Below are 23,722 nucleotides of genomic sequence, written 5' to 3' on the forward strand. Positions count from 1 at the left end.
GCCCTTCGGGTACTTGACCGGAGCAGGCGTGCGATTGCAATCGCCGGCCGGTCCCGCCATGACCCGGACCAGGGAGGCACCGGCCCGGGAAGGCCGCATTTCCGACGCGGTCGGACGCCAGACAGGACCGGGGCCGTGCTCGCCGCCCGGCCGAGCCGCCCCGCCGTCCCACCACCAGGAGCCGAGACCCGTGAAATCGACCGCCGCCCTCGCCGCCCTCGCCCTTCTCGCCACCGCGTCCGCGGCCAGCGCCGCCGAGCCGCTCGGCTGCCGGACCGTCGGCCTCGACGTCGATCGCGACGTGATCGCGGTCGGCAAGCAGGAGGGACGCTGGACCGCCGTCAAGCTGACCGTCGCCGGCAACGACGTCGAAATCTATGATCTCAAGATCGTGTACGGCGGCGGCAAGGCCGAGGACTTCTCGGTGCGCAGCGTGATCCCGAAGAACGGCGAGACCCGCTGGATCGACCTCAAGGGCGACGGCAAGGCGATCCGCCAGATCGAGCTCGTCTACCGCTCGGTGAAGGAGCGGAAGGGCCAGGCCGTCATCTGCGCCTACGGCCGCTGAAGGCCGCGCCCATGGAGCCTTGGCGGGCCTGGCGCAAGGCTGAGCGCGAGCGGCTGCTGGCCGGCCGGGCCGCACTGTCGAGCGCGGAGCGCGAGGCCGCCACGGCCGCGATCGCGTCGGCGCTCGAGGGAGTCCTGCCGGAGGGGCCCGGGCGCGTGCTCGGGCTCTACTGGCCGATCAAGGGCGAGCTCGACCTGCGCGCCTGGGCGCTCGGGACGGCGGAGCGCCGCGGCTGGTCGCTGGCGCTGCCGGTCGTCGTCGAGCCGCGGACGCCGCTCGTCTACCGGCCCTGGAGCCGGGGCACCCCCATGGAGCGGGGCTTCTGGAACATCCTGGTGCCCGCCGGCTCCGAAACGGCGGTGCCCGACGTCGTGATCGCCCCGCTGGTCGGGTTCCGGGCCGACGGCCTCTGGCGCCTGGGCTACGGAGGCGGCTACTTCGACCGGACGCTCGCGAGCCTCTCGCCCCGCCCCCTCGCGATCGGCATCGGGCTCGCCGCCACCGAGGTCCCTGGCTACGCGCCGGAGCCGCACGACATCCCCATGGACGCGATCGTGACCGAGGCGGGCGTCCTCCGGCGCTGAGCGGCCTTGCGCCCCCGCCCCGGATCCGGGATAGCTCGCGCCTCGCGACGGGGGATGGCTTCATGGACGACGCGCGCGGCGAGGTTTGGGTGATCGGCGGCGGCCCTGCCGGCCTGATGGCGGCAGAAACCGCGGCCCGGGCGGGCGCGGCCGTGACCGTCGTCGAGCGCATGCCGTCGCCGGCCCGCAAGTTCCTGCTCGCCGGACGGGGCGGCCTGAACCTCACCCATTCCGAAGAGGCGGAGCGCTTTCTCGCCCGCTACGGCGACGCCGCCCCGCAGCTCCGCGCCGCTGTCGAGGCCTTCCCGCCCGAGCGGCTCCGGGCCTGGGCCGCGGATCTCGGCGAGGAGACCTTCGTGGGGTCCAGCGGCCGGGTCTTCCCGAAATCGTTCAAGGCGTCGCCCCTGCTGCGCGCCTGGCTGCGCCGGCTGGACGGCCTCGGCGTCCGGCTGCGCGCCAGGACCCTCTGGACCGGGTTCGCGGGCACGGACGGCCTTCGCCTGCAGGGCCCGGACGGCAGCGAGGCGGTCGTGACGCCCGGGGCCACCGTCCTGGCGCTCGGCGGCGCGAGCTGGGCCCGGCTCGGCTCCGACGGCCGCTGGGTGCCGGCCCTGGAGGCGGCGGGTGCGCCCGTGACGCCGCTCTCGGCTTCGAACTGCGGCTTCGAGATCGCCTGGTCGGACCACGTCCGCGACCGCTTCGAGGGCGAGCCGCTGAAGCGCGTCGCGCTCGCCTGCGGGGACCTCGCGGTGCGCGGCGAGGCGGTGATCACCCGCGAGGGGCTGGAGGGCGGCGCCGTCTACGCGCTGTCCGCGCCCTTGCGCGACGGCCTCGTCGCGGGGCCCGTGCGCGTCCTCGTCGATCTGAGGCCCGACCGGTCCGAGGCCGACCTCGCCGCCGCGCTCGCCCGCACCCGGCCGCGCGACAGCCTGTCGAACCGGCTGCGCAAGGGCGCGCAGCTCTCGCCCGCCGCCGTGGCGCTGCTGCGCGAGGGCCACGGCCGCGATCTGCCGTCCGACCCCGCCGCGCTCGCTGCCCTGATCAAGGCCGTGCCGCTCACCGTCACCGGCATGCGGCCGGTCGAGCGCGCGATCTCGACCGCCGGCGGCCTCGCCTTCGCGGGCCTCGACGACCGGCTCATGCTGCGCGCCCGCCCGGGCGTCTTCGCGGCCGGCGAGATGCTCGACTGGGACGCGCCGACGGGCGGCTACCTCCTGCAAGCCTCGATGGCGACCGGCTTCGTAGCCGGCCGGGCGGCGGCCGAATGGGCGATGCGGCACGCCGGCCACGCCACGCCGTGAATCGCCGGGGGCGAGTGGTGCCGCCGCGCCCGCCGCGTTAGCATTCACGGTTCGATATCTCAGGTGCCCCAGCGTGACCCGATCCCTCGCCCGCCCTCGCCTCGTGGCCGTCTTCGCTGCCGTCCTCCTTCTCGCGGGATGCGCCACCCGGCCCTTCGAGTCCGAGGAGGTCCGGACCGAGCTGCCGGTCGCCGCCGTGGCGCTGTTCGACGCCGACGGCAAGTCCGCCGCCGAGCCGATCCCGGCGATCGAGGCCGCCCGGACAGACTTCAACGTGCTGGCGCTCTCCGGCGGGGGCGCCGACGGGGCCTTCGGGGCCGGCGTGCTGGTCGGCTGGAGCGAGAGCGGCCGCCGTCCGCGCTTCGACGTCGTGACCGGCGTCTCGACCGGCGCGCTGGCCGCCACGCTCGCCTTCCTGGGGCCCGAATACGACGCGGTCCTGACCGACGCCTACACCAACACGCGCAACCGGGACGTCTTCATCCCGAAGGGCATCACGGGGCTCTTCTCCGACAGCGCGCTCGACTACACCCCGCTCAAGGAGCGCATCGACGGGATCGTCGACGAGGCGCTGCTCGACAAGGTCGCCGAGGAGCACCGGCGCGGCCGGCGCCTCTACGTCGCCACCACCAACCTCGACGCCGGCCAGCTGGTCGTCTGGGACATGGGGCGGATCGCGGCGAGCAACCATCCGGCGCGCGTGCCCGTCTACCGCAAGGTGCTCCGCGCCTCCGCGGCCGTCCCTGGCTTCTTCAAGCCGGTCTATATCCAGCCCTCCGACCAGACCACCGCGCGCCAGATGCACGTCGACGGCGGCGTCAAGGCGCCGATCCTGCTGCGCAGCTTCATGGTCGACAGCAGGGCCAGGCACCGCAACGTCTGGGTGCTGGTCAACGGCAAGCTGAAGCTCCAGGACGCCGATGCGGCCGTGAAGCCGGAGGTGCTGGACATCACCCGGAAATCGATCACCGAGCTCCTGCGCGGGCTCCTCTACAAGACCATCTACCAGGCCTACGTGACGACCCGGCAGTCCAAGGCCGGCTTCCACCTGATGGCGATCCCGGACGACGCGCCCACTCTCGGGGACGGGCTCACCTTCGACCCGGCCGCCATGTCGCGCCTCTACGAGGCCGGGCGGCAGATCGGGCGCGCCGGCACCTGGGCGAACGAGCCGCCCCGGCTCGAGACCTTCGAGCGCATCCGGAGCTGACGCTGCGCAACCGTGGCGCGCATGCCACGGTGCGGAAATCCTCCACACGAGCGGGAACTAATCCTTGCCCTGCCGCCGCCCCGATCGGATCCTCCGTTCGGTCGCACAGGAGGAGGTCGTCCGTGTTCGAGATCGTGCTTACCGTCTGCCTCGTCGCCGCGCCGGCCAAGTGCCACCAGGAACGCTACGGCGGCTACCAGTACGCCCGCTTCTGCTTCGACCTGCAGGTCGAGAAGGCGGTCGACTACATGCGCCGCAACCCGCACGCGACCGTCACCGAGTCCCAATGCCGGGCGGTGGTGACCGTCTGAGAACGGGCCAGGGAGCTTGGGAGGGAGGGCGCCAGGTCCGTCCCGGGAACGGGAGAGGCCGGGTGTCGCCCTCCGGCGCCCCTCACTTCATGGTCGGGATCGCGAACTCGGCGCCCGTGCGGATGCCCGAGGGCCAGCGCGACGTGACCGTCTTGGTCTTGGTGTAGAAGCGCACCGAGTCCGGGCCGTGCTGGTTCAGGTCGCCGAAGGCGGAGCGCTTCCAGCCGCCGAAGGTGTAGTAGGCGAGGGGCACCGGGATCGGCACGTTCACGCCCACCATGCCGACCTGGACCTTGGAGGCGAAGTCGCGGGCGGCGTCGCCGTCGCGGGTGTAGATCGCGACGCCGTTGCCGTACTCGTGGTCGTTGGCGAGCTGGATGCCCTCGTCGTAGCTCTTGGCGCGGACCACCGAGAGGACCGGCCCGAAGATCTCCTCCTTGTAGATCCGCATGTCCTTGGTCACGCGGTCGAACAGGCAGCCGCCCATGTAGAAGCCCTTCTCGTAGCCCTGCATGGTGAAGCCGCGCCCGTCGACCACGAGCTCCGCACCCTCCTTGACGCCGAGGTCGACGTAGCCGCGCACCTTGTCCAGGTGCGCCTTGGTGACGAGCGGGCCGAAGTCGGCGTCGGGCGCCGTCGAGGGGCCGATCTTCAGGCTCTCCACCCGCGGCACGAGCTTCTTCATCAGCGCGTCCGCGGTCGCCTCGCCGACCGGCACCGCCACCGAGATCGCCATGCAGCGTTCGCCCGCCGAGCCGTAGCCGGCCCCGATGAGCGCGTCGACCGCCTGGTCCATGTCGGCGTCGGGCATGATGATCATGTGGTTCTTGGCGCCGCCGAAGCACTGCACGCGCTTTCCGTGCGCGCAGCCGCGCGTGTAGACGTACTCGGCGATCGCCGTGGAGCCGACGAAGCCGACCGCCTGGATGTCCGGGTCGTCCAGGACCGCGTCGACCGCTTCCTTGTCGCCGTTGACGACGTTCAGGATGCCGGCCGGCAGCCCCGCTTCCAGGAAGAGCTCGGCGATCCGCATGGGCACGCCCGGGTCGCGCTCCGACGGCTTGAGGATGAAGGCGTTGCCGCACGCGATGGCGGGCGCGCATTTCCACAGCGGGATCATGGCCGGGAAGTTGAACGGGGTGATGCCGGCCACGACGCCGAGCGGCTGGCGCATGGAGAAGATGTCGATGCCCGGCCCCGCGCCGTCCGTGTACTCGCCCTTTATCAGGTGCGGAATGCCGGTCGCGAACTCGACCACCTCGAGCCCGCGCTGGATGTCGCCCTTGGCATCCACGATGGTCTTGCCGTGCTCGCGGGCGAGCAGCTCGGCGAGACTGTCGTAGTCGCGCGCCACCAGCTCCAGGAACTTCATGAGCACGCGCGCGCGGCGCTGCGGGTTGGTGGCCGCCCAGGCCGGCTGCGCCGCCTTGGCGTTCTCCACCGCGGCCCGCACCTCGGCGGCGCTGGCGAGCGCCACCTTGGCGACGACGTCGCCGGTCATCGGCTGGTAGACGTCCGCGCTGCGGCCCGAGGTGCCCTCCACGTGCTGGCCGCCGATGAAGTGTCCGATCATGCGCATCGCTGGTCCTCCGGTCGCGACGCCGAGGCGCCGCCGTCTTCTGTCGCAATGGGTTACCAGCCCGGGCGCCTCCGCGCTACTGCCCGCGCGGCCGAGCGAGCCGGGAGCTAACTCGATTGAGTTGCCCCATTTGTGAATAGCTCGTTAATAGTTTCGGCTTGCGATATGACCAGATAGCATAGCTGCGCTGTGGCGTAGCCGCTACCGCATTGCAACATGCAGGCCTACCTTCGCCTTCGTTGAATGTTGCAACGCGGCAAGTCCTTGACCTTCCTGACGGTCGGGCGTGCCGCCCATCACGGGGACCGATCATGACCAGCCTCACCGAGAAGCTCACCAAGTCCTACAAGCGCTATCGCGCCTATCGCGCGACTGTCTGGGAGCTGAACAGCCTCGACGACCGCGAGCTCGCCGACCTGGGCATCGCCCGCGCCGACATCGGCCGCCTGGCCCGCGAAGCCATCCGCTGAGCGCATCGCGGCCCGACCGCGCTGTTTTTCGAAGAGCCGCCCGCCCCCGGGCGGCTCTTCGCGTTTCGGGGGCGGCACGCCGTGTCCGATTCTCCGCTCACGCGGTCTTGAAACGTGGCCCGGCCGGGGCCACCTCGATGTCTGTGCCCAGGACGGGCCATCACGGGTCGGACACGCTGAGCGTGTGAGACCCGATACCGTCCCGGACGCCCCGGCAGGGTTCTGCAAGCCGGAACGGGTGGTCCGCGCCTTGCCGAATCCTGTCGGAGAACCCTTCGAGGAGCCGAAGCCATGCATTGCAACATCGCCACCCGCCCGGGTTTCACGCCGCTGACGATCGGCCTGATGGTGCTCGGGTTCATGATCGCCTGGCCGCTCGGCCTCGCGATGCTCGCCTACATCTTCTGGGGCCACCGCTTCCGCGGCTTCTACGAGGGCCTGAGGTCCGGCGTCGAGCGCGCCGGCTTCACGATGCCGGGGGCCTGGAACGGCCCGCAGCGCGCCCGCCCCTTCGCGTATCGGACCGGCAACTCGGCCTTCGACGAGTACCGCCGCCGCGAGATGGAGCGTCTCGACGAGGAGCGTCGCCGCCTCGACGAGGAGCGCCGCGAGTTCGAGGCCTATGTGCGCGATCTCCAGCGCGCCAAGGACCAGGAGGAGTTCGACCGCTTCATGGCCGAACGCCGCCGCCGCTCCGATGGACCGGCCACCGCCTGATCCGGCACGAACGATGACCGACGCGAGCGGGAAGCCCGGCTTCCCGCTCGTTTTTCGTTCGAGGCTTCTGCGCGCGCCTTCAGCGCATCAGCCCGAGCGCGACGATGACCAGGACGGCGAGCCCGGCGAGCCAGACCCAGCGCGGGACCTCCCGGCGCGGCGGCGGCAATCCCCCGACCGGCCCTTGCGCCGGCCTGACCGTACCCGGGGGCCTGACGGCGTCGACCGGCTCGGGGGCGAGCCGCGGGCCGGTTCCTCCCTGGTCGGCCGGGCCGCCCGGGATGGGCCTCGTCAACGGATCGGGCTCAGCTGCGGCCGCCATCGGAGCGGCCGTGATGTCGTCCGCCGGGGACGGCTCGAGGGCGACCACCGGCCGGTCGAGGATCGTCCCGGCCTCGGGCAGGGGCGGCGGCGCGGCGGCGAGCTCGCCCGCCACGTCCGGCCCGGGGCCGACCGGGAGCGGCGCGGCGGCAGCCGGCGCCTCGGCGCCCGCCAGGGCCGAGAAGCGGGAGAAGAACTGGTCGGCCATCATCTTGGCCGTGGAATCGACGAGCCGTGCGCCGAGCTGCGCCAGCTTGCCGCCGATCTGCGCCTTCGCCGTATAGGTGAGGAGCGTGCCGTCGCCGTCCTCGGCGAGGTGCACGTCCGCCCCGCCCTTGGCGAAGCCCGCGACCCCGCCCTGGCCCTCGCCGGCAATCCGGTAGCTCTCGGGCGGCACCATGTCCTCGAGCCGGACCCGGCCGTTGAACGTGGCCTTCACGGGGCCGATCTTGGCGACCACGCGGGCCGTCATCTCGTCCGGCCCCACCCGTTCCAGGGTCTCGCAGCCGGGGATCGAGGCTCGCAGGATCTCCGGATCGTTCAGCGCCGCCCAGACGCGCTCGCGCGGCGCCGGAATGCGGTATTGGCCGGTCATGTCCATGGGTGTCCCCCGTCTCGTCGCCGGCCCGCTCGGATCGGCGCTGACGGAAGAACCGCGACGGAGCGCAACCGTTCCGGTCGAGCTCGCGCTTTCGCGGGCGGTTGACCCGTTCCGCGCGATCCGCGATGACGGACGGCATGAAAGCCTCCGCGCCTCCCCGCCCCCGGCTGCAGCCGGCCCCGATCGTCCCGCTCATGCTGGAGACCCCGGGCTGGGCCGACTATGCCCTCCTGGACAGCGGCCACGGACGCAAGCTGGAGCGCTACGGGCGTGTGCGCCTGGTCCGGCCCGAGGAGCAGGCCCTGTGGACGCCGCGCCTCCCGGCCGAGGTCTGGGACGGCGCCGATGCCCACTTCACCGGCGACGTCGAGGAGGAGGGGGCCGGTCGCTGGCGCTTCCCCAAGCCGATCCCGGAGACTTGGCCCATGCGCTACGGCCCGGTCGCCTTCGGCTGCCGATTTACCGCCTTCCGCCACACCGGCGTCTTCCCCGAGCAGGCGGCCCACTGGGACTGGATGGCGGACGAGATCCGGGGCGCGGGGCGGCCGCTGAAGCTCCTCAACCTCTTCGGCTACACCGGCATCGCCTCGCTGGTGGCCGCCGAGGCGGGCGCCGCGGTCACCCATGTGGACGCCTCCCGCAAGGCGATCGCCTGGGCGCGGGAGAACCAGGCCGGGTCCGGGCTCGAAGCGCTGCCGATCCGCTGGATCTGCGAGGATGCCGGCAAGTTCGTCGCCCGCGAGGTCCGGCGCGGCAACCGCTACGACGCCATCGTCCTGGACCCGCCGAAATACGGCCGCGGACCCGCCGGCGAGGTCTGGCAGATCTTCGAGCACCTGCCCGAGATGCTGCGGCTCTGCGCGACTCTCCTCGCCGACAGGCCGCTCTTCCTGATCCTCACCGTCTACGCCATGCGGGCCTCCTTCGTGTCCTTCCACGAGCTCGCCGCCGAGATCCTGGCGCCGCGCGGCGGACGGCTGGAATCCGGCGAGCTGCTGCTGGTCGAGGAGGCGGGCGGGCGCCGGCTCGCCACCTCGCTTTTCGTGCGGTGGCGCCCGTGAGGGGGCGCTTCGACCGGCCCGCCCCGGGCCGCCGGTCCCCGCCGGGCCGCCGGCCTCTCCCGGGTGGCGGCGCGCCGCCCGCGCACCCGGCCGGCTCGGCCCCCGCCCCGCCGCGCGAGGGCGGCAACCGCGTCAAGGAGGTGACCAGCCTCGCCAACCCGGTCGTCAAGGACATCCGCGCCCTGCAGCTCAAGAAGGAGCGGGCGCGGACCGGCCTCTTCCTCGCCGAGGGGCTGAAGCTCGTCGCCGACGCCATCCAGGAGGGCTGGCCGCTCAAGGTCCTGGCCTTCGCCGCCAAGGTACGCCAGCAGCCGATGGTGCAGCGGACCGTGGAGGCGGCGCTCGCGGCGGGCGCGCTCGTCATCGAGGTGAACGAGGCGGTCCTGGAGAAGATCAGCCGCCGCGACAATCCGCAGATGGTGGTGGCCGTCTTCGAGCAGCGGACCTTGCCGCTCGACGCCGTCGACCTCGCGGGCACGACCGTCTGGGTCGCGCTGGAGACCGTGAAGGATCCCGGCAACCTCGGCACCATCATCCGGACGGTCGATTCGGTCGGCGGGGCGGGCGTGATCCTGGTCGGCGACACCACCGACCCCTTCGCGCTCGAGGCCGTGCGCGCCACCATGGGGTCGATCTTCCACGTGCCGCTCGCCGTCGCCGACAAGGCTGGCTTCCTGGCCTGGACGCGCCGGACCGGCGTATCGGTGGTCGGCACGCACCTGAAGGGCGCGGTCGACTATCGCTGCCCCGCCTATGCCGAACCGATGGTCCTGCTCATGGGCAACGAGCAATCCGGCCTGCCGGACGATCTCGCCGCGGCCTGCGCCACGCTCGTCAAGATCCCGATGGCCGGCCGCGCCGACAGCCTCAACCTGGCGGTCGCCACCGGGGTGATGCTCTACGAGATCCGCCGGTCGCGGCTCGGCTCCGCGCGCTGACCGGCCGGTCGCGCCGCCTCCGTCCCAAGTCGTCATGGACCGGGCGACCCGCAAGCGCTACGGTGCCGGCCGGAGGGGGCTGCGGCGGCCGCGAGGCGGCCGGCGATGGGGCACGACCTTGAAGCAAGACACCGCCAGCCTCCGACCCGCCCGGCGGCCCGCCAACTGGTCCCTCGTCCTGGCGCTCGCCGCCGCGATGTCGGCGCTCGCCTACTACCTGTGGCTGGAGCGCGTCGAGGCGCAGCTGCCCGACGGCATCGTGGTCTCCGACGGGATCCTCAACGCCACCGAGGTGCCGGTCGCGACCTCCGCGGCCGGAGAGATCGCCGCCCTGTCGGTCGAGCCCGGAACCACCGTCACGGCCGGCACCGCCTTGCTCCGCTTGCGCACGGCCGCGGGGGATACGATCGCGGTCGCGGCCCCGCGCGGCGGCCGCGTCGAGCGCCTGCAGGTGCGCGCCGGCGACAGGGTCGAGGCCGGACAGGTGGTCGCGGTGGTGACCGACCTCGCCGACCTGACCATGGTGGCGCCCTTCCCGGCGACGCTGGGCATCCCCGTCGGGGCCGAGGCACGGCTGAACTTCCGCGAATTCCGCGAGACGCCGATCCCGGCGCGCGTCACCACCGTGGCGCAGCCGGACGGCGGCACCGACCCGGCCGCGCAGGGCCGTACCGCCACCGTCACGGTCGAGGTCACCGACACCCGCAGCGCGCCGCTCAAGGCGGGCCTGCGCGGCCGCGTCTACCTGCGCCTGCGCGAGGGCGCGCCCTGGCCGCCGCGGATCCGGTGATCCGTCAGAGGTGCTGGCCGCCGTTGATGTGGATCTCCGCGCCCGTCACGTAGGAGCTCGAGTCCGAGCACAGGTAGTAGATGATGTCGGCGACCTCCTCGGGCCGGCCCAGGCGCCGCATCGGGATCTGCTCGACGATCTTCTCGGTTCCGGGCGACAGGATCGAGGTGTCGATCTCGCCCGGCGCGATGGCGTTCACGCGCACGCCGTGGGGGCCGAAATCATGCGCCATCTCGCGGGTGAGGCCGGCGAGCGCCGCCTTGGAGGTGGCGTAGGCGCTGCCCGCGAAGGGATGCACCCGGGTCCCGGCGATCGACGAGACGTTGACGATGGACCCCTGCGCCGTCTTGAGCTCCTTGAAGAGTCCGCGGGCGAGCAGGAGGGGCGCGTAGAAGTTGACGTGGAAGACCTTGTGCCAAAGGTCCACGGGCGTCTCGAGCGTGTCGAGCCGCAGGCGGTCCCTGTTCTTCGGGCTGATCGCCGCGTTGTTGACGAGCGCGGCCAGGCGCCCGCCGGAATCCTCCAGCCGCCGCCGCATCTCGACGATCGCCATCCCGACGTTGACCGGGTCGGCGAGATCGACCTGGATGTGGTCCTCCGGCCCCATCGGCCAGGGGCACTTGTCGGAGAAGGGCTGGCGCGAGCACGTGATGACGCGCCACCCGGCGGCGGAGAAGCGTTTCACGGTCGCGTGCCCGATGCCGCGGCTGGCCCCGGTCAGGATGAGGGCCTTGCGGTCGTCGAGCGTGGTCGTCGGCATGGGGGGTCCTTCCTGTCCGGCGTCCCGCCCCGGCATCGTCGGCGGGATGGGAGCCTCGGCAAGACCCTAGAGCATTTCGCGGCGAGGCGGAATGCTCGGCGGCGGCGACCCGCCTGCGCGTCAGGCGGCGACCCGCCTCAGGAAGTCCTCGACCGCGCGGCGGAGCGCGTCCGCCCGCGCCGCCGCCTCGGCCGACACGCCCGCGACCTCCTCGGCCGCCTGGCGGGTATCCAGCACGCTGCCGCCCATGCCGGCGACCGAGTGCGCCACCGCGGTCGCCCCGTCCGACGCGATCGAGATGCCGCGGCCGATCTCCGCGGTGGCGGCCGACTGCTGCTCGACTGCCGCCGCGATCGAGGCCGTAACCGCGTCGACCGCCGCCATGCGGTCCGCGATCGCCCGGATCGCCTCCACGGCCTCCGCTGTCGAGCCCTGGATGGCCGCCACCTGGTCGGCGATGTCGCGGGTCGCCCGGGACGTCTGCCCGGCCAGCGACTTGACCTCCGCGGCCACCACCGCGAAGCCGCGCCCGGCCTCCCCGGCGCGCGCCGCCTCGATGGTGGCGTTGAGGGCGAGGAGGTTGGTCTGCTCCGCGATCTCGCTGATCAGCCCCACCACCGCGCCGATCCGCTCGGCCTGGCCGGACAGGTCCGCCATGGTGGACCGGCTCGACGACGCCGCGGCCGCCACCTCGGCGACCGCCGCGGTCGCCTCCCGGACCTGCGCGGTCACCGCCGCGATCGTCACCGTCAGCTCCTCGGCCGCGCCCGCCACCGATCCCACGCTCGCGGAGGCCTCCTCGGACCCGGAGGTGATGCGCGTGGCCTGGTCCGCCGACAGGGCCGCGATCGCGGACAGGCGGTCGGAGGTCGCCTCCAGCCGCCGCATCCCGGACCCGACCGCGTCGAGGGCCGGCAGGCTTTCGGCCCGGAACGCCTCGATGAGCGCGGTGAGCTCGGACCGGCGCCGCGCCTCGGCCTCGAGCCGCCCGGTCTCGGCGGCCTCCGCGTCGCGACGGGCGAGCGCGTCCGACCGCCAGGCCGCGAGCGCATCCATCAGCGCGGCGATCTCGGCCGGGTGCCGGCCCTCGATCGGGTCCCCGTACTGGCCCCGCGCGAAGGAGCGGGCGACCTCGGCCGCGCGGCTGATCGGCCGGACCACCATCCGGCCGATCGCGACCTGCAGGATGACGACGAGGATCACGGCCAGGAAAGTGCCCGCCAGGGCCGTCGCCGTGGCGCGGGCGGCCTGGCCGGTGCTCTCCGCCTCCGCGGCTTTGGCGGCCTCGTCGATCGCGTCGGAGACCTCCGCCAGGCTGTCTTCCAACTCGGCGAAGCGGCTGTCGAAGGCGGCCAGCACCGCCTCCAGGCGGGCCGGGTCCTCGTAGGCGGCGCGTACCGCGGCGTGGGCCAGGTCCGCATAGGCACGGACGGGCTCCGCCAGCCGCCCCAGCCGCCGGCGGACGTCCTCGGCGAGCGGCAGGGCGCCGTTGGCGGCCATGCGCTTCAGGAACTCGTCCCGGTGGGCCGTCACGTCGCGCTCGATCTCGGCCCGGTCGGCGCCCGCGCTCCGGGCGTCGTTGAGGGCGCGGTAGACGTCGCCGCGCAGCGCGTCGTGCATCATGTCGGCGGCGCCCTGGTTGCGCTGGGCGGCGCCCGTCAGCACCAGGTCGTCGACGATGAGCTCGAACCGCGCGGCGGTCCAGAGCGACAGGGCGGCCCCGCCGGCCACCAGCACGAAGACGAACAAGCCCACCGCCGCGCAGCGCCTGCGCAGCGATCCCATCCCGATCATGTGTGATCTCCCCCTCGCCAAGGATGGCGCGAGGGCGAAAGTCACATGTAAATGCGAACAAATGCTCAATAAATAGCCGCGGGGTGAGTAGATACACCCATGTCACAATAAGCAGGGGCTATGAAGACAGCGTCGAGGACGGACATCAAAAGGTTTCGGATAGATGTCAAGGTCAGGGTGCCGGCTCGCTACAACGGAAGCGTGTCGGCGGCCTTGACCTCTTCCATCACCGCATAGGTGCGGGTCTCCCGCACCCCCGGCAGGGCCAGGATCACGTCGGCCAGGAAGCGACGGTAGGCGGCCATGTCGCGCACCCGCGACTTGATCAGGTAGTCGAAGCCGCCCGCCACCATGTGGCACTCCATGACCTCCGGCGCCCGCGCCACCGCGCCCGCGAAGGCGTCGAACACGTCGGGGCTCGTGCGGTCCAGCAGCACCTCGACGAAGACCAGGAGCCCGCGGCCGAGCTTCGCCGGGTCGAGCCGCGCCCGGTAGCCGAGGATGTAACCCTCGCGAGTCAGCCGCTTCAGGCGCTCCGAGACGGCCGTGGCCGAGAGGCCGACACGTTCGGAGAGCTCGGTCGTGGTAATGCGCCCGTCGGCCTGCAGGATGCCGAGGATCCTGCGGTCGATCCGGTCCAGTCCGTCGAGATCGCTATCCATGACCGAATCGGTAGCGGAAACATCGGGGCATGTCATCGATCTTTGGTGAGGATCGCGGCCGACCCTGGCGTATGATGCGATTGTCCTCGGTCGCCCCCTGCCGATCCCCTGGAGCCGCCGCCATGCCGAGCCCCGTCGCTGTTCCCCCGCCCTTCCGCGCGCCCTATGCGCCGGAGGACCGCACCCTGGTGTCCCGCCTGATCGCCGAAACCCGGCTCGCCGAATCCGCGGACGCGCGCATCGACGCCGAGGCGACCCGGCTGATCGAGACGATCCGCACGGACCGCAGCGCCTTCGGGGTCGAGGAGTTCCTCCGCGAGTACTCGCTGTCGACCAAGGAGGGGCTCGCCCTCATGGTGCTCGCCGAGGCCCTGCTGCGCGTGCCCGATCCGGAGACGACCGACCGGCTGATTGAGGACAAGCTCGCGCAGGCGAATTTCGAGGCGCACGAGCGCCGCTCCGACGGCTGGCTCGTCTCCGCCTCGACCTGGGCCATGGGCCTGACGGCCCGCATCATCCAGCCCGGGGAGACGCCGGAGGGCATCCTGGGCGGCCTCGTCAAACGCCTCGGGCAGCCCGCGGTGCGCACCGCCGCCCGGCAGGCGATGCGGGTCATGGGCCACCAGTTCGTGCTCGGCGAGACGATCGATGACGCGCTCGCGCGCGCCCGCGCGCTCGAGGCCCGCGGCTACCGTCACTCCTACGACATGCTCGGCGAGGGCGCCCGCACGGCCGCCGATGCGGAGCGCTACCTGGAGGCCTATGTGGGCGCCATCGAGCGCATCGGCCGCTCGGCCGGCGCGGGCGCCCTGCCGGCGCGGCCGGGGATCTCGGTCAAGCTCTCCGCCCTGCATCCCCGCTACGAGGCGGTGAACCAGGAGCGCGTCATGCGCGAGCTGGTACCCAAGCTGATCGACCTCTCCCGCGCCGCCAAGGCGCACGACCTCAACCTGACGGTCGACGCCGAGGAGGCGGACCGCCTGGAACTCTCGCTCGACGTCTTCGCGGCCGTGCTGGCCGATCCCTCGCTCGCCGGCTGGAACGGCTTCGGGCTCGCCGTGCAGGCCTACCAGAAGCGCGCCGTCGACGTGGTGGACTGGGTCGGCGACCTGGCGGAGGCGCGCGGGCGTCGCCTGATGGTGCGTCTCGTCAAGGGCGCCTACTGGGACACCGAGGTGAAGCGGGCGCAGGAGCGGGGCCTCGCCGGCTATCCGGTCTTCACCCGCAAGGCCGCCACCGACCTCTCCTACATGGCAGCCGCCCGCCGCCTGCTCTCCCGGCGGGAGCGGATCTACCCGCAATTCGCCACCCACAACGCCCTGACGGTCGCGGAGATCATGGAGCTCGGCGGCCACAACGCGCGCTCGGCCGGGCGGCCGGACCCGGCGGCACTCGGCTTCGAGTTCCAGCGGCTCCACGGCATGGGCGAGAGCCTCTACCGCGCGGTGACGGAGCAGGAGGGCATCCCCTGCCGCATCTACGCACCCGTGGGCGGCCACCGCGACCTCCTCGCCTACCTGGTCCGCCGCCTCCTCGAGAACGGCGCCAACTCGTCCTTCGTCTCCAAGGTCGGCGACACGGCCGTCCCGATCCGCACCCTGCTGACCCGCCCGGCCGAATGGCTGGAGGGCGGCGCCCGGGCGACCCACCCACGCATCCCGCTGCCCCGCGACCTCTACGGCCCTGCGCGCCGAAACTCGCGCGGGGTCGAGTTCGGCCACGCCTTCGAGCGCGACATGATGCTGAAGGACATCTGGGCCTTCCGGGGCGAGGAGATCGAGGCGGCGCCGATCGTCGACGGCAGGGCCCGCGCCGGGACCGCGCGGCCGGTGTTCTCGCCGGTCGACGGCAAGACCCGGGTCGGCAGCGTCGTGGAGGCGACGCCCGCGGTCGCCGCCGACGCCATGGCGGCCGCCGCGCGCGGCTTTCCGGCCTGGTCCGCGACCCCCGTCGAAATCCGCGCCGCCGCCCTGGAGCGCGCCGCCGACCTGCTCGAGGGCAACCGCGACCGGCTGATGGCCCTGCTCGCCCGCGAGGCCGGCAAGACCCTCGCGGACGGGCTCGCCGAGCTGCGCGAGGCGGCCGACTTCTGCCGCTACTACGCCGCCGAGGCGCGCCGGGTCTTCCGCGACGGCGGCACCGTGCTGGCCGGCCCGACCGGCGAGGAGAACCGGTTCCGCCACCGCGGCCGCGGCGTCTTCGTCACTATCGCGCCCTGGAACTTCCCGCTCGCCATCTTCCTCGGCCAGACCGCGGCCGCGCTGGTGGCCGGCAACAGCGTCGTGGCCAAGCCCGCCGAGCAGACCCCCCTCGTCGCCCACGAGGCGGTTCGGCTTCTCCATGCGGCCGGCATCCCCGATGGGGCGCTGCACCTCGTCCCCGGAGACGGCGCGGTCGGCGCCGCGCTGGTCGCCCATCCGGCGACCGCCGGCGTCGCCTTCACGGGGTCGACCGAGGTCGCCCGCCTGATCAACCGGGCGCTCGCCGCCAAGGACGGCCCGATCGTGCCGTTCATCGCCGAGACGGGCGGCATCAACGCCATGATCGTCGACGCGACCGCGCTGCCCGAGCAGGTCACCGACGACGTGGTGATGTCCGCGTTCCGGTCCGCCGGCCAGCGCTGCTCCGCCCTGCGCATCCTCTACCTGCAGGAGGACGTCGCGCCGCGCATGATCGAGATGATCGAGGGGGCGGCGCGCGAACTGGCGCTCGGCGACCCGTCGGATCCGGCGGTCGACGTCGGTCCGGTCATCGACGCCGAGGCGAAAGCCCGGCTCGACGCCCATGTGGACCGGATGCGGGCGGCGGGGCGCGTGCTCTTCGAGGGGCACCGCCCGCGCGGGGGGCTGGAGGGCGGGACCTGGGTGGCGCCGACCGTCATCCGTCTGGACCGTCCCGAAGAGCTCGCCGAGGAGGTCTTCGGCCCGGTCCTGCACGTGGTCACCTGGAAGGCCGGGGACCTCGAAACGGTGCTGGACCGCATCGCCGCCACGGGCTACGGCCTGACCTGCGGGGTCCACTCCCGCATCGACGCGACCCTGGCCCGGGTGGCCGAGCGGCTGTCGGTCGGCAATCTCTACTGCAACCGGAACATCATCGGCGCCGTCGTGGGCGTGCAGCCCTTCGGCGGCTCCGGGCTCTCGGGCACCGGCCCCAAGGCGGGCGGCCCCGACTACCTGCCCCGCTTCGCACTGGAGCAGACGATCTCGACCAACACCGCCGCGGCGGGCGGCAATGCGAGCCTCATTGCGATGGGAGAGGACTGACGCTCACCCCGAGGGCCGGCCCCGATGCCCCGACGTCCGATCGAAGCTCGGGCCCAGGTCCCGGCCGGGGGGGGGGGGGAGGGGGGACGGGCCGCGCTTGTCGGCCCGCCCTCCCGCCGCGGATGCCTCGCCGATGCGGGTCAGGCACTGCGGCGCCGGCGCCGGATCCGCCAGGCCAACGCCCCGCCCGCCACCGCCAGGAGCGGCAGCCCGGCGCCCGCCACGGGCCCGGGAACCGCCTCCATCGACGGGGTCTGGCCGGTCTCGCGGCCTCCGCCTCCGCCGGTGCCCGGATCGCCCGCGGCCAGGGCCGATGCCGAACCGATCACCGTCATGAGCGCTGCCGTCTGAACGAGCTTGAACATGCCACCTCCGTCTCGGATACCCCTGAGCCCCGGCGGCAGAACGAAGGGGGGCGCGGAGGGTTCCGGCTCGCCTGCCCGGATTTTCGGCAGTGCAGCACACAGGCCACGGCGGGCCTCCGCGTCTACGCGGCACCGACGCCGGGACGGACGGGCGAGGCCAGGGCGACCGGCCACACCGGATCGGCAGGGAGGATCCGGCGGGGAGGCGCCGCGTCTCGAGGACGTGAGACTCAAGCCGGCCGCGTGCCGCGTCGGGTTGCCCGGGGGCTGGGCGGTTGGCAGGCGGTCCAGTCCGGCATGAGGTCGAGGTCGATGCCGGTCGCCCCGCAGGTCGAGCAGGCGAGCTTGGGCTTGATCTTCACGAAAGCGGTGCGCCGCGGATAGTCCGCCAGGGCGACGACGGAGCGCCGCCCGCAGCGCACGCAACTGAGGCTCGCCTGGCGGATGCCGAGGCGGACGAGATCCGACACCTTGGCGAAGCCGCTCGCGGTGGTCTTCATCGCGCGACCGCCCGGTCAGGCGGTATGGCCGCTCCGGCGTACCGGTGCGCCAGAGTCGATCCCGCGTTGCCTTCGAGATGTCGAGGCGATGACGGCCAGAAGACCGTAGAGGTCCGACCGGAAGTCGACTTGTCCATCCGCCACATGCCTCCTTGCAGGCAGTGGCCTCCTCGCCGCTCGACTATCTTCCTTGTAAATTCGACTGAGCGCAACTGGTCCCACGCGAAGCCCACGGCCGAGCGTGGCGAGGAGTGATCCGCGCCCGGGCGGGCGCGTCAACCGGACGGCACCGCCACCGCGACCGGTACGGGCCGGGACGCCTCGCGGGCGGCGGCCATCGCGGCCGCCAGGTCCTCGATCCGGTAGGGCTTCGCCAGCACGGGCAGGTGGGGCGGCACGAGCTGCGGGAACCCGGAGACGACCAGCACGGGGACGGACGGCCGCGCCGACCTGAGCCGCCCGGCGAGGTCGACGCCGGAGAGGCCGGGGCCGAGCGCATGGTCGGTGATCACCAGGTCTGGGTCGGCCTCGGCGAGACGGTCGAGCGCCTCTTCGGCGGACGCCGCCGCCAGGACCGCATGGCCGAGCGAACGCAGGACGTCCGCCGTCGCGGCGCGCACCCGCGGCTCGTCCTCGACGAGCATCACCGAGAGCGCAGGGGAGCGGTCCGGAGCGGCCGCCGCCCCGGTCGGGCCCGCGGGGGCGGGCGGTTCGCTCGCCGGCAGTTCGATGACGATCGACGTGCCGCGGCCGGGCGCCGTCTCGACGTCGATGCGGCCTCCCGACTGGCGCACGAAGCCGTACACCATGGACAGCCCGAGCCCCGTCCCGCTGCCGCTCGGCTTGGTGGTGAAGAAGGGCTCGAAGATGCGCGCCAGCACCTCGGGCGCCATCCCGGACCCCGTGTCGGACACCTCCACCCGCACCTTCCCCTCCGGCCGGCGGCCCGTCGCCACCGTGATCCGGCCCGCCCCCCCGATGGCGTCGCGCGCATTGAAGACCAGGTTGATGAGCGCGTTCTCGAGCTGCCCCGGATCCACCATGGCGAAGACCGGCCGGCTCGGGTCCGCGGGCCGGTGCAGGAGCTCCACCCCTCCGACCGAGGAGGACAGGAGGTCGAGCACGCCGGCCACCAGGGCGTCGACGTCCGTCGGCTCCGGGGCGAGCGTCTGGCGGCGCGCGAAGGCGAGCAGGCGCTGCACCGTGGCGGTCCCGTGATCGACCGCGTCGAGCGCCCGCAGCGCCCTTGCCCGCGCCGGCGAGCCCGGGTCCGCGCCGTCGTGGATCAGCTGCACGTTCGAGGCGATCGCGGCCAGGAGATTGTTGAAGTCGTGCGCAATGCCCCCGGTCAGCTGGCCGATCGCCTCCATCTTCTGCGCCTGCCGGAGCTGCCGCTCCATGGTCTCCCGCTCGGCCGCCTGCGCCTTGAAGACCGCGAAGGAGCGGGCGAGCTCGCCGATCTCGTCGCGCCGCTCGCGCCCCGGCGCGTCGGCGGTCATGTCGCCCTCCGCGAGCCGCCGCAGGGCCGCGGTGGCGCCCTGCAGCTTCTCGCCGACATCGCGCATGAAGGCGTTGGCGAAGCCGAGCGCGGCCAAGAGCGCCAGGGTGCCGACGCCGAGGACCAGGACCTTGCCGGTCCGCAGCACCTCGGCGGTCGCCGCCGCCCGGTCGCGCCCGGCCCGCTCGACCGCTAGCGCATAGCTCTTCAGGAGCCCGGTCAGTTCGGTCGACGAGACCGCGATGGCGGCGAGCACGAAGCGCGAGCGGTTCTCGACCGAGACCGCCAGGATGCGCTCGTCGAACACGTTGGCGAGGAGCGCGATGCGCGTGTCGAGATCGCCCGGGACGCCCAGGTCCGCGCGGGTCGGGGTGCCGGTCGGGTAGGCCGCCCGCGCCGCCTCGACGGCGGGCACGCTCGACGCCGCCAGCGCGGAGCGCAGCGCCGCGGCCGCCTTCCAGGCCCGGTCGGGAGCCGCCGGGTCGCGCCGGAGGTCGGCCTCGAAGGCCTCCGCCCGGGCCGCCGCGGCCTCCAGCCGCGCGCGGGCCTCGATGGCCTCTGCGGTGATCGACACGAGCTTGCGCACCACCCCGTCGAGCCGCTCCGCGAGGCGTACGATCGAGGGCACCACCGTCGGCCCGACGAAGCGGTCGGGCAGCGGCGGCAGGTCGACGACGATCTCCGTCAGTTCCTCCAGGCGACCCTGGATCTCCCGCTCGGCCGCCTCGAGCTCGGCCGCGGTGGCGATGCCGGCGATCGCCGGGGCCGCGGCCGCCAGGCTGGCGGTCCGCTCGGCGAGCGTCATCACCCGGCGGACGTCCGCCAGCGTGGCCGTGAGCGTCGCCTCCAGGCGGTTCTCGGTCCGCGTCAGGCCGATCCACCCGATCCCTCCGGCCGCGAGCGTCAGAGCCGCCAGCACCCCGAGGGTGAGCATCAGGCGGGCACGGACGCTGGTCAGGGAAAGCATGGCGGAGGGCCCGTGGCGGATCTCGCGGCCAGTCTAGCGCAGGACGGGCCGCCCCGCTGGCCCGCCGAACCCACGTCAGCTGGCGCGGGGCACGACCGCCATGCCGTCCAGGTCGAGCCGCGCGAAGGCGGTCTCCCCGGCCCGGACCGGCTCCCCGGTGCCCGCGTCGACGACGAAGAGCTCGCCCGCCGCGCTGTCCAGGACATACTCCATGTGCGACCCGAGATAGGTCGCCTTGCGCACCGTCACCGGCAGCGCCGGCCCGTCGGCGGCTCGCGACAGCCGGATCGCCTGCGGGCGGATCGCGATCGTCACCTCGTCCTGGCCACGGCTGCGGTCGGGCAGGTCGAAGGCGATGTCGCCGACCTTGAGCGTCGAGCGCTCGCCGTCGCGCCCCACCACGATCGCGTCGACGAGGTTCGACGCCCCCATGAAGTCGGCCACGAAGCGGCTGACGGGCCGCTGGTAGAGGTCCGCCGGGCTGCCCTCCTGGGCGATCACCGAACGGTTCATGACGATGATCTTGTCGGAGACGGCGAGCGCCTCCTCCTGGTCGTGCGTCACGTACACGGAGGTCAGGCCGAGCTTCTGCTGCAGGTCGCGGATGTCGTCGCGCATGCGCCGGCGCAACTTGGCGTCCAGGTTGGAGAGCGGCTCGTCGAAGAGCAGCACCTCGGGCTCCAGGACCAGCGCGCGCGCGACCGCCACCCGCTGCTGCTGCCCGCCCGACAGCTCGCTCGGCAGCCGCCGCTCGTAGCCGGCGAGGCCGACGAGCGCGAGGCCCTCAGAGGCCCGCGCCTCCCGCTCCGCTCGCGCGACGCCGGACATGCGCAGACCGAACGCGACGTTGTCGAGCACGCTCATGTGCGGGAAGAGCGCGTAGCTCTGGAACACCATGGTGACGTTCCGGTCGGTCGCCGGCAGGAGCGTCACGTCCTTGCCGCCGATCAGGATCGTGCCCGCGGTGGCGCTCTCCAGGCCGGCGATCATGCGCAGCGTCGTGGTCTTGCCGCAGCCGGAGGGGCCGAGCAGGGTGACCAGCGTGCCGGGCTCCACCGTGAAGCTCACCTCGTTGACGGCCACGACGGAACCGTAGTGGCGCGAGACCTTGCGGAACTCGACGCCGCCGGCCTGGCGGGATGCGCGGGTCATGCGGGCACCTCTGCGGGCTTCAGCGGGGCGGCGGCGACGTCGCGGCGCGCGATGCGCCGCTCGCCGACCAGCCCCTGGATGAGGAGGATGCCGAGCCCCATCAGCACGATGAGGGCCGAGGCATACGCGATGGCGAGGCCGAAGTCGCCGACCTCGACCCGCCCGACGATGTAGGAGGTCGCCATGTCGTGCCGGGCGCTGACCAGGAAGATGACGGCCGAGACCGACGTGATCGCTCGCACGAAGGAATAGACGAGCGCCGCCACCACCGCCGGCCGCAGAAGCGGCAGGATCACGGTCCGGACTGTCTGGGCCGAGGAGGCCCCGAGGGTGAGCGCGCATTCGTCGAGGCTCTTGTCGATCTGGCTCATGGCCGCGACGCCCGCGCGGATCGACACCGGCATGTTGCGGAACACGAAGCAGATGACCAGGATCACGGCCGTCCCGGTCAGCTCCACCGGCGGCGTGTTGAAGGCCAGGATGTAGCTGACGCCGATCACAGTCCCGGGGATCGCGAAGGACAGCATGGTCATGAACTCGAAGGCCGACTGACCGACGAAGCGCTGCCGCACCAGGAGATAGGCGGTGAGCAGCCCGATCCCCGCTGTCAGGGGCGCCGAGGCGGCCGCGATCTCGAGCGTGGTGAAGAGCGAGTTCCAGGCCCGGCCCGCCCAGACCAGGCCGTGGTCGCCCCACTCGAGGCCGAAGGCCGTGATGTAGTGCTTGAGCGTCAGGCTGTTGTTGCGGCCCCAGTTCTCGACGAAGCCGCCGAACAGGATGAGGCCGTAGAGCACGAACGTGAAGGCCGCCCAGGGCAGCGCGATGCTGTAGGCGGCGATCTTCAGCCCCCGGGGCAGGGCGGCCGGTGTCCCGGCGAAGCCCTTGCCGCCGACCGTCGTATAGGATTTCTTGCCCACCCACAGCCGCTGCACCAGGAAGGCGCCGACGCACAGGCACAGCAGCACGATGCTGAGCGCCGCCGCCCGGCCGGGGTCGTTCTGGGCCCCCACGACCGCGAAGAAGATCTTCGTCGACAGCACCTCGTAGCCGCCCCCCATGACGAGCGGGTTGCCGAAGTCGGCCAGGCTCTCGATGAAGCCGACCAGGAAGGCGTTGGCGAGCCCGGGCCGCATCAGCGGCCAGGTGACATGCCGGAAGGTCTGCCAGCGCGAGGCACGCAGCGTCTGCGCCGCCTCCTCCATGGCCGGCGCGATGCCCTGCACGACCCCGATCAGCACCAGGAAGGCGATCGGCGTGAAGGCGAGCGTCTGGGTCAGCAGGATCCCGGGCAGGCCGTAGATGTAGCGCGTCGCGGTGAGGCCGAACTGGTCGGCGAGGAGCAGCGTGATCGTGCCGTTGCGCCCGAAGAGCAGGATCACGGCGAGGCCGATCACGAAGGGCGGCGTGATGATCGGCAGCACGGTGAGGAGGCGCAGCCCCGTCTTGAAGCGGAAGCCCGTGCGGGTCGCCACCAGTGCGAAGGCGAGGCCGAGGAGCGTCGTCAGGAGCCCCGCCAGGGTCGCCATCGTGATCGAGTTCCAGAAGACGCCGCAGCGCCCGGTCGCCATCACGCAGTTGAGCGACCAGATGTCCCGCGCCGTCAGCCGCGCCACGAAGGCGGCGAGGGCGGATTCGCCGGGATCGGCCACTCCGGCCTGCACGAGCACGATCGAGACCGGCCAGAACACGAAAACCGAGATGGCCGCCACCACGAGCCCGATCGCCCCGGTGGTGAAGCGGTCGCCCTTCATGGCCCCGCCCGACGCCAGGCCGATGGTGAGGAAAAACAGGAACGCCGCCGCGACCGCCAGGGCGCCGAGCCCCATGCCGCGCTGGCCCTTCTCGAGCGGGACAGCGAGGTCGGCGAGCCACGTCCAGGACCAGCCGCGCAGCCCGATGGCGAGCCCCTGCGCGATCAACCAGGCGAGGCCGGCCGCCCCGGCAACGAGCAGGACGCGGCCGGCTCGCGGCGACTGCAGCGCCAGGAACGGCAGCGGCAGGGCCAGGGCGAGCGCGAGCGGCAGGAGCCAGGGCGCCTCGCCGAGGGCGGCGCTGAGCCCGGTCGGCGGCCAGGCCGAGTTGCGGGCGGTCGAGAAGCCGTACCAGGGCAGGAACGCGAAGCCGACCCAGCCGATGCCGAGCCAGAAGAATGCGGAGCGGTTCATGGGCGGGAATCCAGGACGGCGGAGCAGAGAGAGGCCGGCGACCGCGGGGGCGGGCGCCGGCCCGCCGACGTTCGCCGCCGCCGTCGAGGGTCCCGGGCGCCCTTGCGGAGCGGCCCCGGGCCCGGACGGCTTCGGCGGGTCC

Annotated in this window: 21 protein-coding genes; 11 read left to right on the top strand and 10 right to left on the bottom strand. The window is 72.9% G+C overall.

Translation table 11 applies throughout. The features are described 5' to 3' along the window. Nucleotides 1–190 precede the first annotated feature (190 nt). From WBG79_RS01145 to WBG79_RS01165, 5 genes are all read left to right on the top strand, one after another. A complete protein-coding gene (locus WBG79_RS01145) occupies nucleotides 191–568 on the top strand; it encodes a hypothetical protein (RefSeq protein ID WP_337355274.1) in 378 nt (125 codons plus the stop codon). 11 nt (nucleotides 569–579) lie between these two features. After that, nucleotides 580–1,152, top strand: coding sequence for a 5-formyltetrahydrofolate cyclo-ligase (locus WBG79_RS01150; protein ID WP_337355275.1), 573 nt, complete (start codon nucleotides 580–582; stop codon nucleotides 1,150–1,152). 62 nt (nucleotides 1,153–1,214) lie between these two features. After that, the gene (locus WBG79_RS01155; RefSeq protein ID WP_337355276.1) at nucleotides 1,215–2,453 is read left to right on the top strand and encodes an NAD(P)/FAD-dependent oxidoreductase; all 1,239 of its coding nucleotides are present in this window, start codon (nucleotides 1,215–1,217) and stop codon (nucleotides 2,451–2,453) included. Nucleotides 2,454–2,526: 73 nt separating this feature from the next. After that, nucleotides 2,527–3,663 (top strand): patatin-like phospholipase family protein, encoded by a 1,137-nt coding sequence (locus tag WBG79_RS01160; RefSeq protein ID WP_337355277.1) that lies wholly within the window; start codon nucleotides 2,527–2,529, stop codon nucleotides 3,661–3,663. 122 nt (nucleotides 3,664–3,785) lie between these two features. Then, complete coding sequence (locus WBG79_RS01165) at nucleotides 3,786–3,974, top strand: hypothetical protein (protein WP_337355278.1); 189 nt, start codon at nucleotides 3,786–3,788, stop codon at nucleotides 3,972–3,974. 82 nt (nucleotides 3,975–4,056) lie between these two features. Here WBG79_RS01165 and WBG79_RS01170 read toward each other — a convergent pair whose 3' ends face one another. Further along, nucleotides 4,057–5,553 carry a CoA-acylating methylmalonate-semialdehyde dehydrogenase gene (locus WBG79_RS01170; RefSeq protein WP_337355279.1) on the bottom strand — a complete coding sequence of 499 codons (1,497 nt, stop codon included), beginning with the start codon at nucleotides 5,551–5,553 and terminating at the stop codon, nucleotides 4,057–4,059. Between the two features lie 311 nt (nucleotides 5,554–5,864). Here WBG79_RS01170 and WBG79_RS01175 point away from each other — a divergent pair, with 311 nt between their 5' ends. Continuing rightward, on the top strand, nucleotides 5,865–6,023 hold the full coding sequence (locus WBG79_RS01175) for a DUF1127 domain-containing protein (RefSeq protein ID WP_337355280.1): 159 nt from the start codon (nucleotides 5,865–5,867) through the stop codon (nucleotides 6,021–6,023). A 291-nt stretch (nucleotides 6,024–6,314) separates the two neighbouring features. Next, a complete protein-coding gene (locus WBG79_RS01180) occupies nucleotides 6,315–6,740 on the top strand; it encodes a DUF2852 domain-containing protein (protein ID WP_337355281.1) in 426 nt (141 codons plus the stop codon). A gap of 79 nt (nucleotides 6,741–6,819) precedes the next feature. Here the strand turns inward: WBG79_RS01180 and WBG79_RS01185 are convergent, their stop codons facing one another. Further along, a complete protein-coding gene (locus WBG79_RS01185; RefSeq protein ID WP_337355282.1) occupies nucleotides 6,820–7,662 on the bottom strand; it encodes an SRPBCC family protein in 843 nt (280 codons plus the stop codon). 137 nt (nucleotides 7,663–7,799) lie between these two features. Between WBG79_RS01185 and WBG79_RS01190 the strand changes: the two genes are divergently transcribed. From WBG79_RS01190 to WBG79_RS01200, 3 genes are all read left to right on the top strand, one after another. Further along, the gene (locus tag WBG79_RS01190; protein ID WP_337355283.1) at nucleotides 7,800–8,723 is read left to right on the top strand and encodes a class I SAM-dependent methyltransferase; all 924 of its coding nucleotides are present in this window, start codon (nucleotides 7,800–7,802) and stop codon (nucleotides 8,721–8,723) included. Nucleotides 8,724–8,863: 140 nt separating this feature from the next. Then, entirely contained in the window at nucleotides 8,864–9,661 is a 798-nt protein-coding gene (locus WBG79_RS01195; RefSeq protein WP_337357862.1) for a TrmH family RNA methyltransferase, read from the top strand. Between the two features lie 118 nt (nucleotides 9,662–9,779). Next, nucleotides 9,780–10,451 carry an HlyD family efflux transporter periplasmic adaptor subunit gene (locus WBG79_RS01200; protein WP_337355284.1) on the top strand — a complete coding sequence of 224 codons (672 nt, stop codon included), beginning with the start codon at nucleotides 9,780–9,782 and terminating at the stop codon, nucleotides 10,449–10,451. A 4-nt stretch (nucleotides 10,452–10,455) separates the two neighbouring features. On the opposite strand, the gene WBG79_RS01205 is transcribed toward WBG79_RS01200, so the two are convergent. The 3 genes from WBG79_RS01205 to WBG79_RS01215 form a co-directional block, all read right to left on the bottom strand. Then, nucleotides 10,456–11,211 carry an SDR family NAD(P)-dependent oxidoreductase gene (locus WBG79_RS01205; RefSeq protein WP_337355285.1) on the bottom strand — a complete coding sequence of 252 codons (756 nt, stop codon included), beginning with the start codon at nucleotides 11,209–11,211 and terminating at the stop codon, nucleotides 10,456–10,458. A 120-nt stretch (nucleotides 11,212–11,331) separates the two neighbouring features. Further along, nucleotides 11,332–13,005 carry a methyl-accepting chemotaxis protein gene (locus tag WBG79_RS01210; RefSeq protein ID WP_337355286.1) on the bottom strand — a complete coding sequence of 558 codons (1,674 nt, stop codon included), beginning with the start codon at nucleotides 13,003–13,005 and terminating at the stop codon, nucleotides 11,332–11,334. Between the two features lie 188 nt (nucleotides 13,006–13,193). Beyond that, complete coding sequence (locus tag WBG79_RS01215) at nucleotides 13,194–13,667, bottom strand: Lrp/AsnC ligand binding domain-containing protein (RefSeq protein ID WP_337355287.1); 474 nt, start codon at nucleotides 13,665–13,667, stop codon at nucleotides 13,194–13,196. A 122-nt stretch (nucleotides 13,668–13,789) separates the two neighbouring features. On the opposite strand from WBG79_RS01215, the gene putA reads away from it, so the two are divergent. Then, nucleotides 13,790–16,933, top strand: a complete 3,144-nt coding sequence (putA, locus tag WBG79_RS01220; protein WP_337355288.1) for a bifunctional proline dehydrogenase/L-glutamate gamma-semialdehyde dehydrogenase PutA — start codon at nucleotides 13,790–13,792, stop codon at nucleotides 16,931–16,933. Nucleotides 16,934–17,073: 140 nt separating this feature from the next. On the opposite strand, the gene WBG79_RS01225 is transcribed toward putA, so the two are convergent. From WBG79_RS01225 to WBG79_RS01245, 5 genes are all read right to left on the bottom strand, one after another. Next, nucleotides 17,074–17,298: a hypothetical protein gene (locus WBG79_RS01225; protein WP_337355289.1), complete on the bottom strand. Its 225-nt coding sequence runs from the start codon at nucleotides 17,296–17,298 to the stop codon at nucleotides 17,074–17,076. 230 nt (nucleotides 17,299–17,528) lie between these two features. After that, the gene (locus WBG79_RS01230) at nucleotides 17,529–17,798 is read right to left on the bottom strand and encodes a hypothetical protein (RefSeq protein WP_337355290.1); all 270 of its coding nucleotides are present in this window, start codon (nucleotides 17,796–17,798) and stop codon (nucleotides 17,529–17,531) included. Between the two features lie 275 nt (nucleotides 17,799–18,073). Then, nucleotides 18,074–20,263: an ATP-binding protein gene (locus WBG79_RS01235; protein ID WP_337355291.1), complete on the bottom strand. Its 2,190-nt coding sequence runs from the start codon at nucleotides 20,261–20,263 to the stop codon at nucleotides 18,074–18,076. 75 nt (nucleotides 20,264–20,338) lie between these two features. Further along, a complete protein-coding gene (locus WBG79_RS01240; RefSeq protein WP_337355292.1) occupies nucleotides 20,339–21,415 on the bottom strand; it encodes an ABC transporter ATP-binding protein in 1,077 nt (358 codons plus the stop codon). After that, the gene (locus WBG79_RS01245; protein WP_337355293.1) at nucleotides 21,412–23,580 is read right to left on the bottom strand and encodes an ABC transporter permease; all 2,169 of its coding nucleotides are present in this window, start codon (nucleotides 23,578–23,580) and stop codon (nucleotides 21,412–21,414) included. The genes WBG79_RS01240 and WBG79_RS01245 overlap by 4 nt, the downstream gene beginning before the upstream one ends. Nucleotides 23,581–23,722: the final 142 nt, after the last annotated feature.

The sequence above is a fragment of the Prosthecomicrobium sp. N25 genome (assembly GCF_037203705.1).
Classification (GTDB): domain Bacteria; phylum Pseudomonadota; class Alphaproteobacteria; order Rhizobiales; family Ancalomicrobiaceae; genus Prosthecodimorpha.

What these genes read in the sequence shown, in the direction of transcription:
- WBG79_RS01150 (WP_337355275.1), top strand. Translation starts at nt 580, where the DNA reads ATGGAGCCTTGGCGGGCCTGGCGCAAGGCTGAGCGCGAGCGGCTGCTG.
- WBG79_RS01155 (WP_337355276.1), top strand. Translation starts at nt 1,215, where the DNA reads ATGGACGACGCGCGCGGCGAGGTTTGGGTGATCGGCGGCGGCCCTGCC.
- WBG79_RS01170 (WP_337355279.1), bottom strand. Translation starts at nt 5,553, where the DNA reads ATGCGCATGATCGGACACTTCATCGGCGGCCAGCACGTGGAGGGCACC.
- WBG79_RS01175 (WP_337355280.1), top strand. Translation starts at nt 5,865, where the DNA reads ATGACCAGCCTCACCGAGAAGCTCACCAAGTCCTACAAGCGCTATCGC.
- WBG79_RS01180 (WP_337355281.1), top strand. Translation starts at nt 6,315, where the DNA reads ATGCATTGCAACATCGCCACCCGCCCGGGTTTCACGCCGCTGACGATC.
- WBG79_RS01185 (WP_337355282.1), bottom strand. Translation starts at nt 7,662, where the DNA reads ATGGACATGACCGGCCAATACCGCATTCCGGCGCCGCGCGAGCGCGTC.
- WBG79_RS01190 (WP_337355283.1), top strand. Translation starts at nt 7,800, where the DNA reads ATGAAAGCCTCCGCGCCTCCCCGCCCCCGGCTGCAGCCGGCCCCGATC.
- WBG79_RS01205 (WP_337355285.1), bottom strand. Translation starts at nt 11,211, where the DNA reads ATGCCGACGACCACGCTCGACGACCGCAAGGCCCTCATCCTGACCGGG.
- WBG79_RS01210 (WP_337355286.1), bottom strand. Translation starts at nt 13,005, where the DNA reads ATGATCGGGATGGGATCGCTGCGCAGGCGCTGCGCGGCGGTGGGCTTG.
- WBG79_RS01215 (WP_337355287.1), bottom strand. Translation starts at nt 13,667, where the DNA reads ATGGATAGCGATCTCGACGGACTGGACCGGATCGACCGCAGGATCCTC.
- putA (WP_337355288.1), top strand. Translation starts at nt 13,790, where the DNA reads ATGCCGAGCCCCGTCGCTGTTCCCCCGCCCTTCCGCGCGCCCTATGCG.
- WBG79_RS01225 (WP_337355289.1), bottom strand. Translation starts at nt 17,298, where the DNA reads ATGTTCAAGCTCGTTCAGACGGCAGCGCTCATGACGGTGATCGGTTCG.
- WBG79_RS01230 (WP_337355290.1), bottom strand. Translation starts at nt 17,798, where the DNA reads ATGAAGACCACCGCGAGCGGCTTCGCCAAGGTGTCGGATCTCGTCCGC.
- WBG79_RS01235 (WP_337355291.1), bottom strand. Translation starts at nt 20,263, where the DNA reads ATGCTTTCCCTGACCAGCGTCCGTGCCCGCCTGATGCTCACCCTCGGG.
- WBG79_RS01240 (WP_337355292.1), bottom strand. Translation starts at nt 21,415, where the DNA reads ATGACCCGCGCATCCCGCCAGGCCGGCGGCGTCGAGTTCCGCAAGGTC.
- WBG79_RS01245 (WP_337355293.1), bottom strand. Translation starts at nt 23,580, where the DNA reads ATGAACCGCTCCGCATTCTTCTGGCTCGGCATCGGCTGGGTCGGCTTC.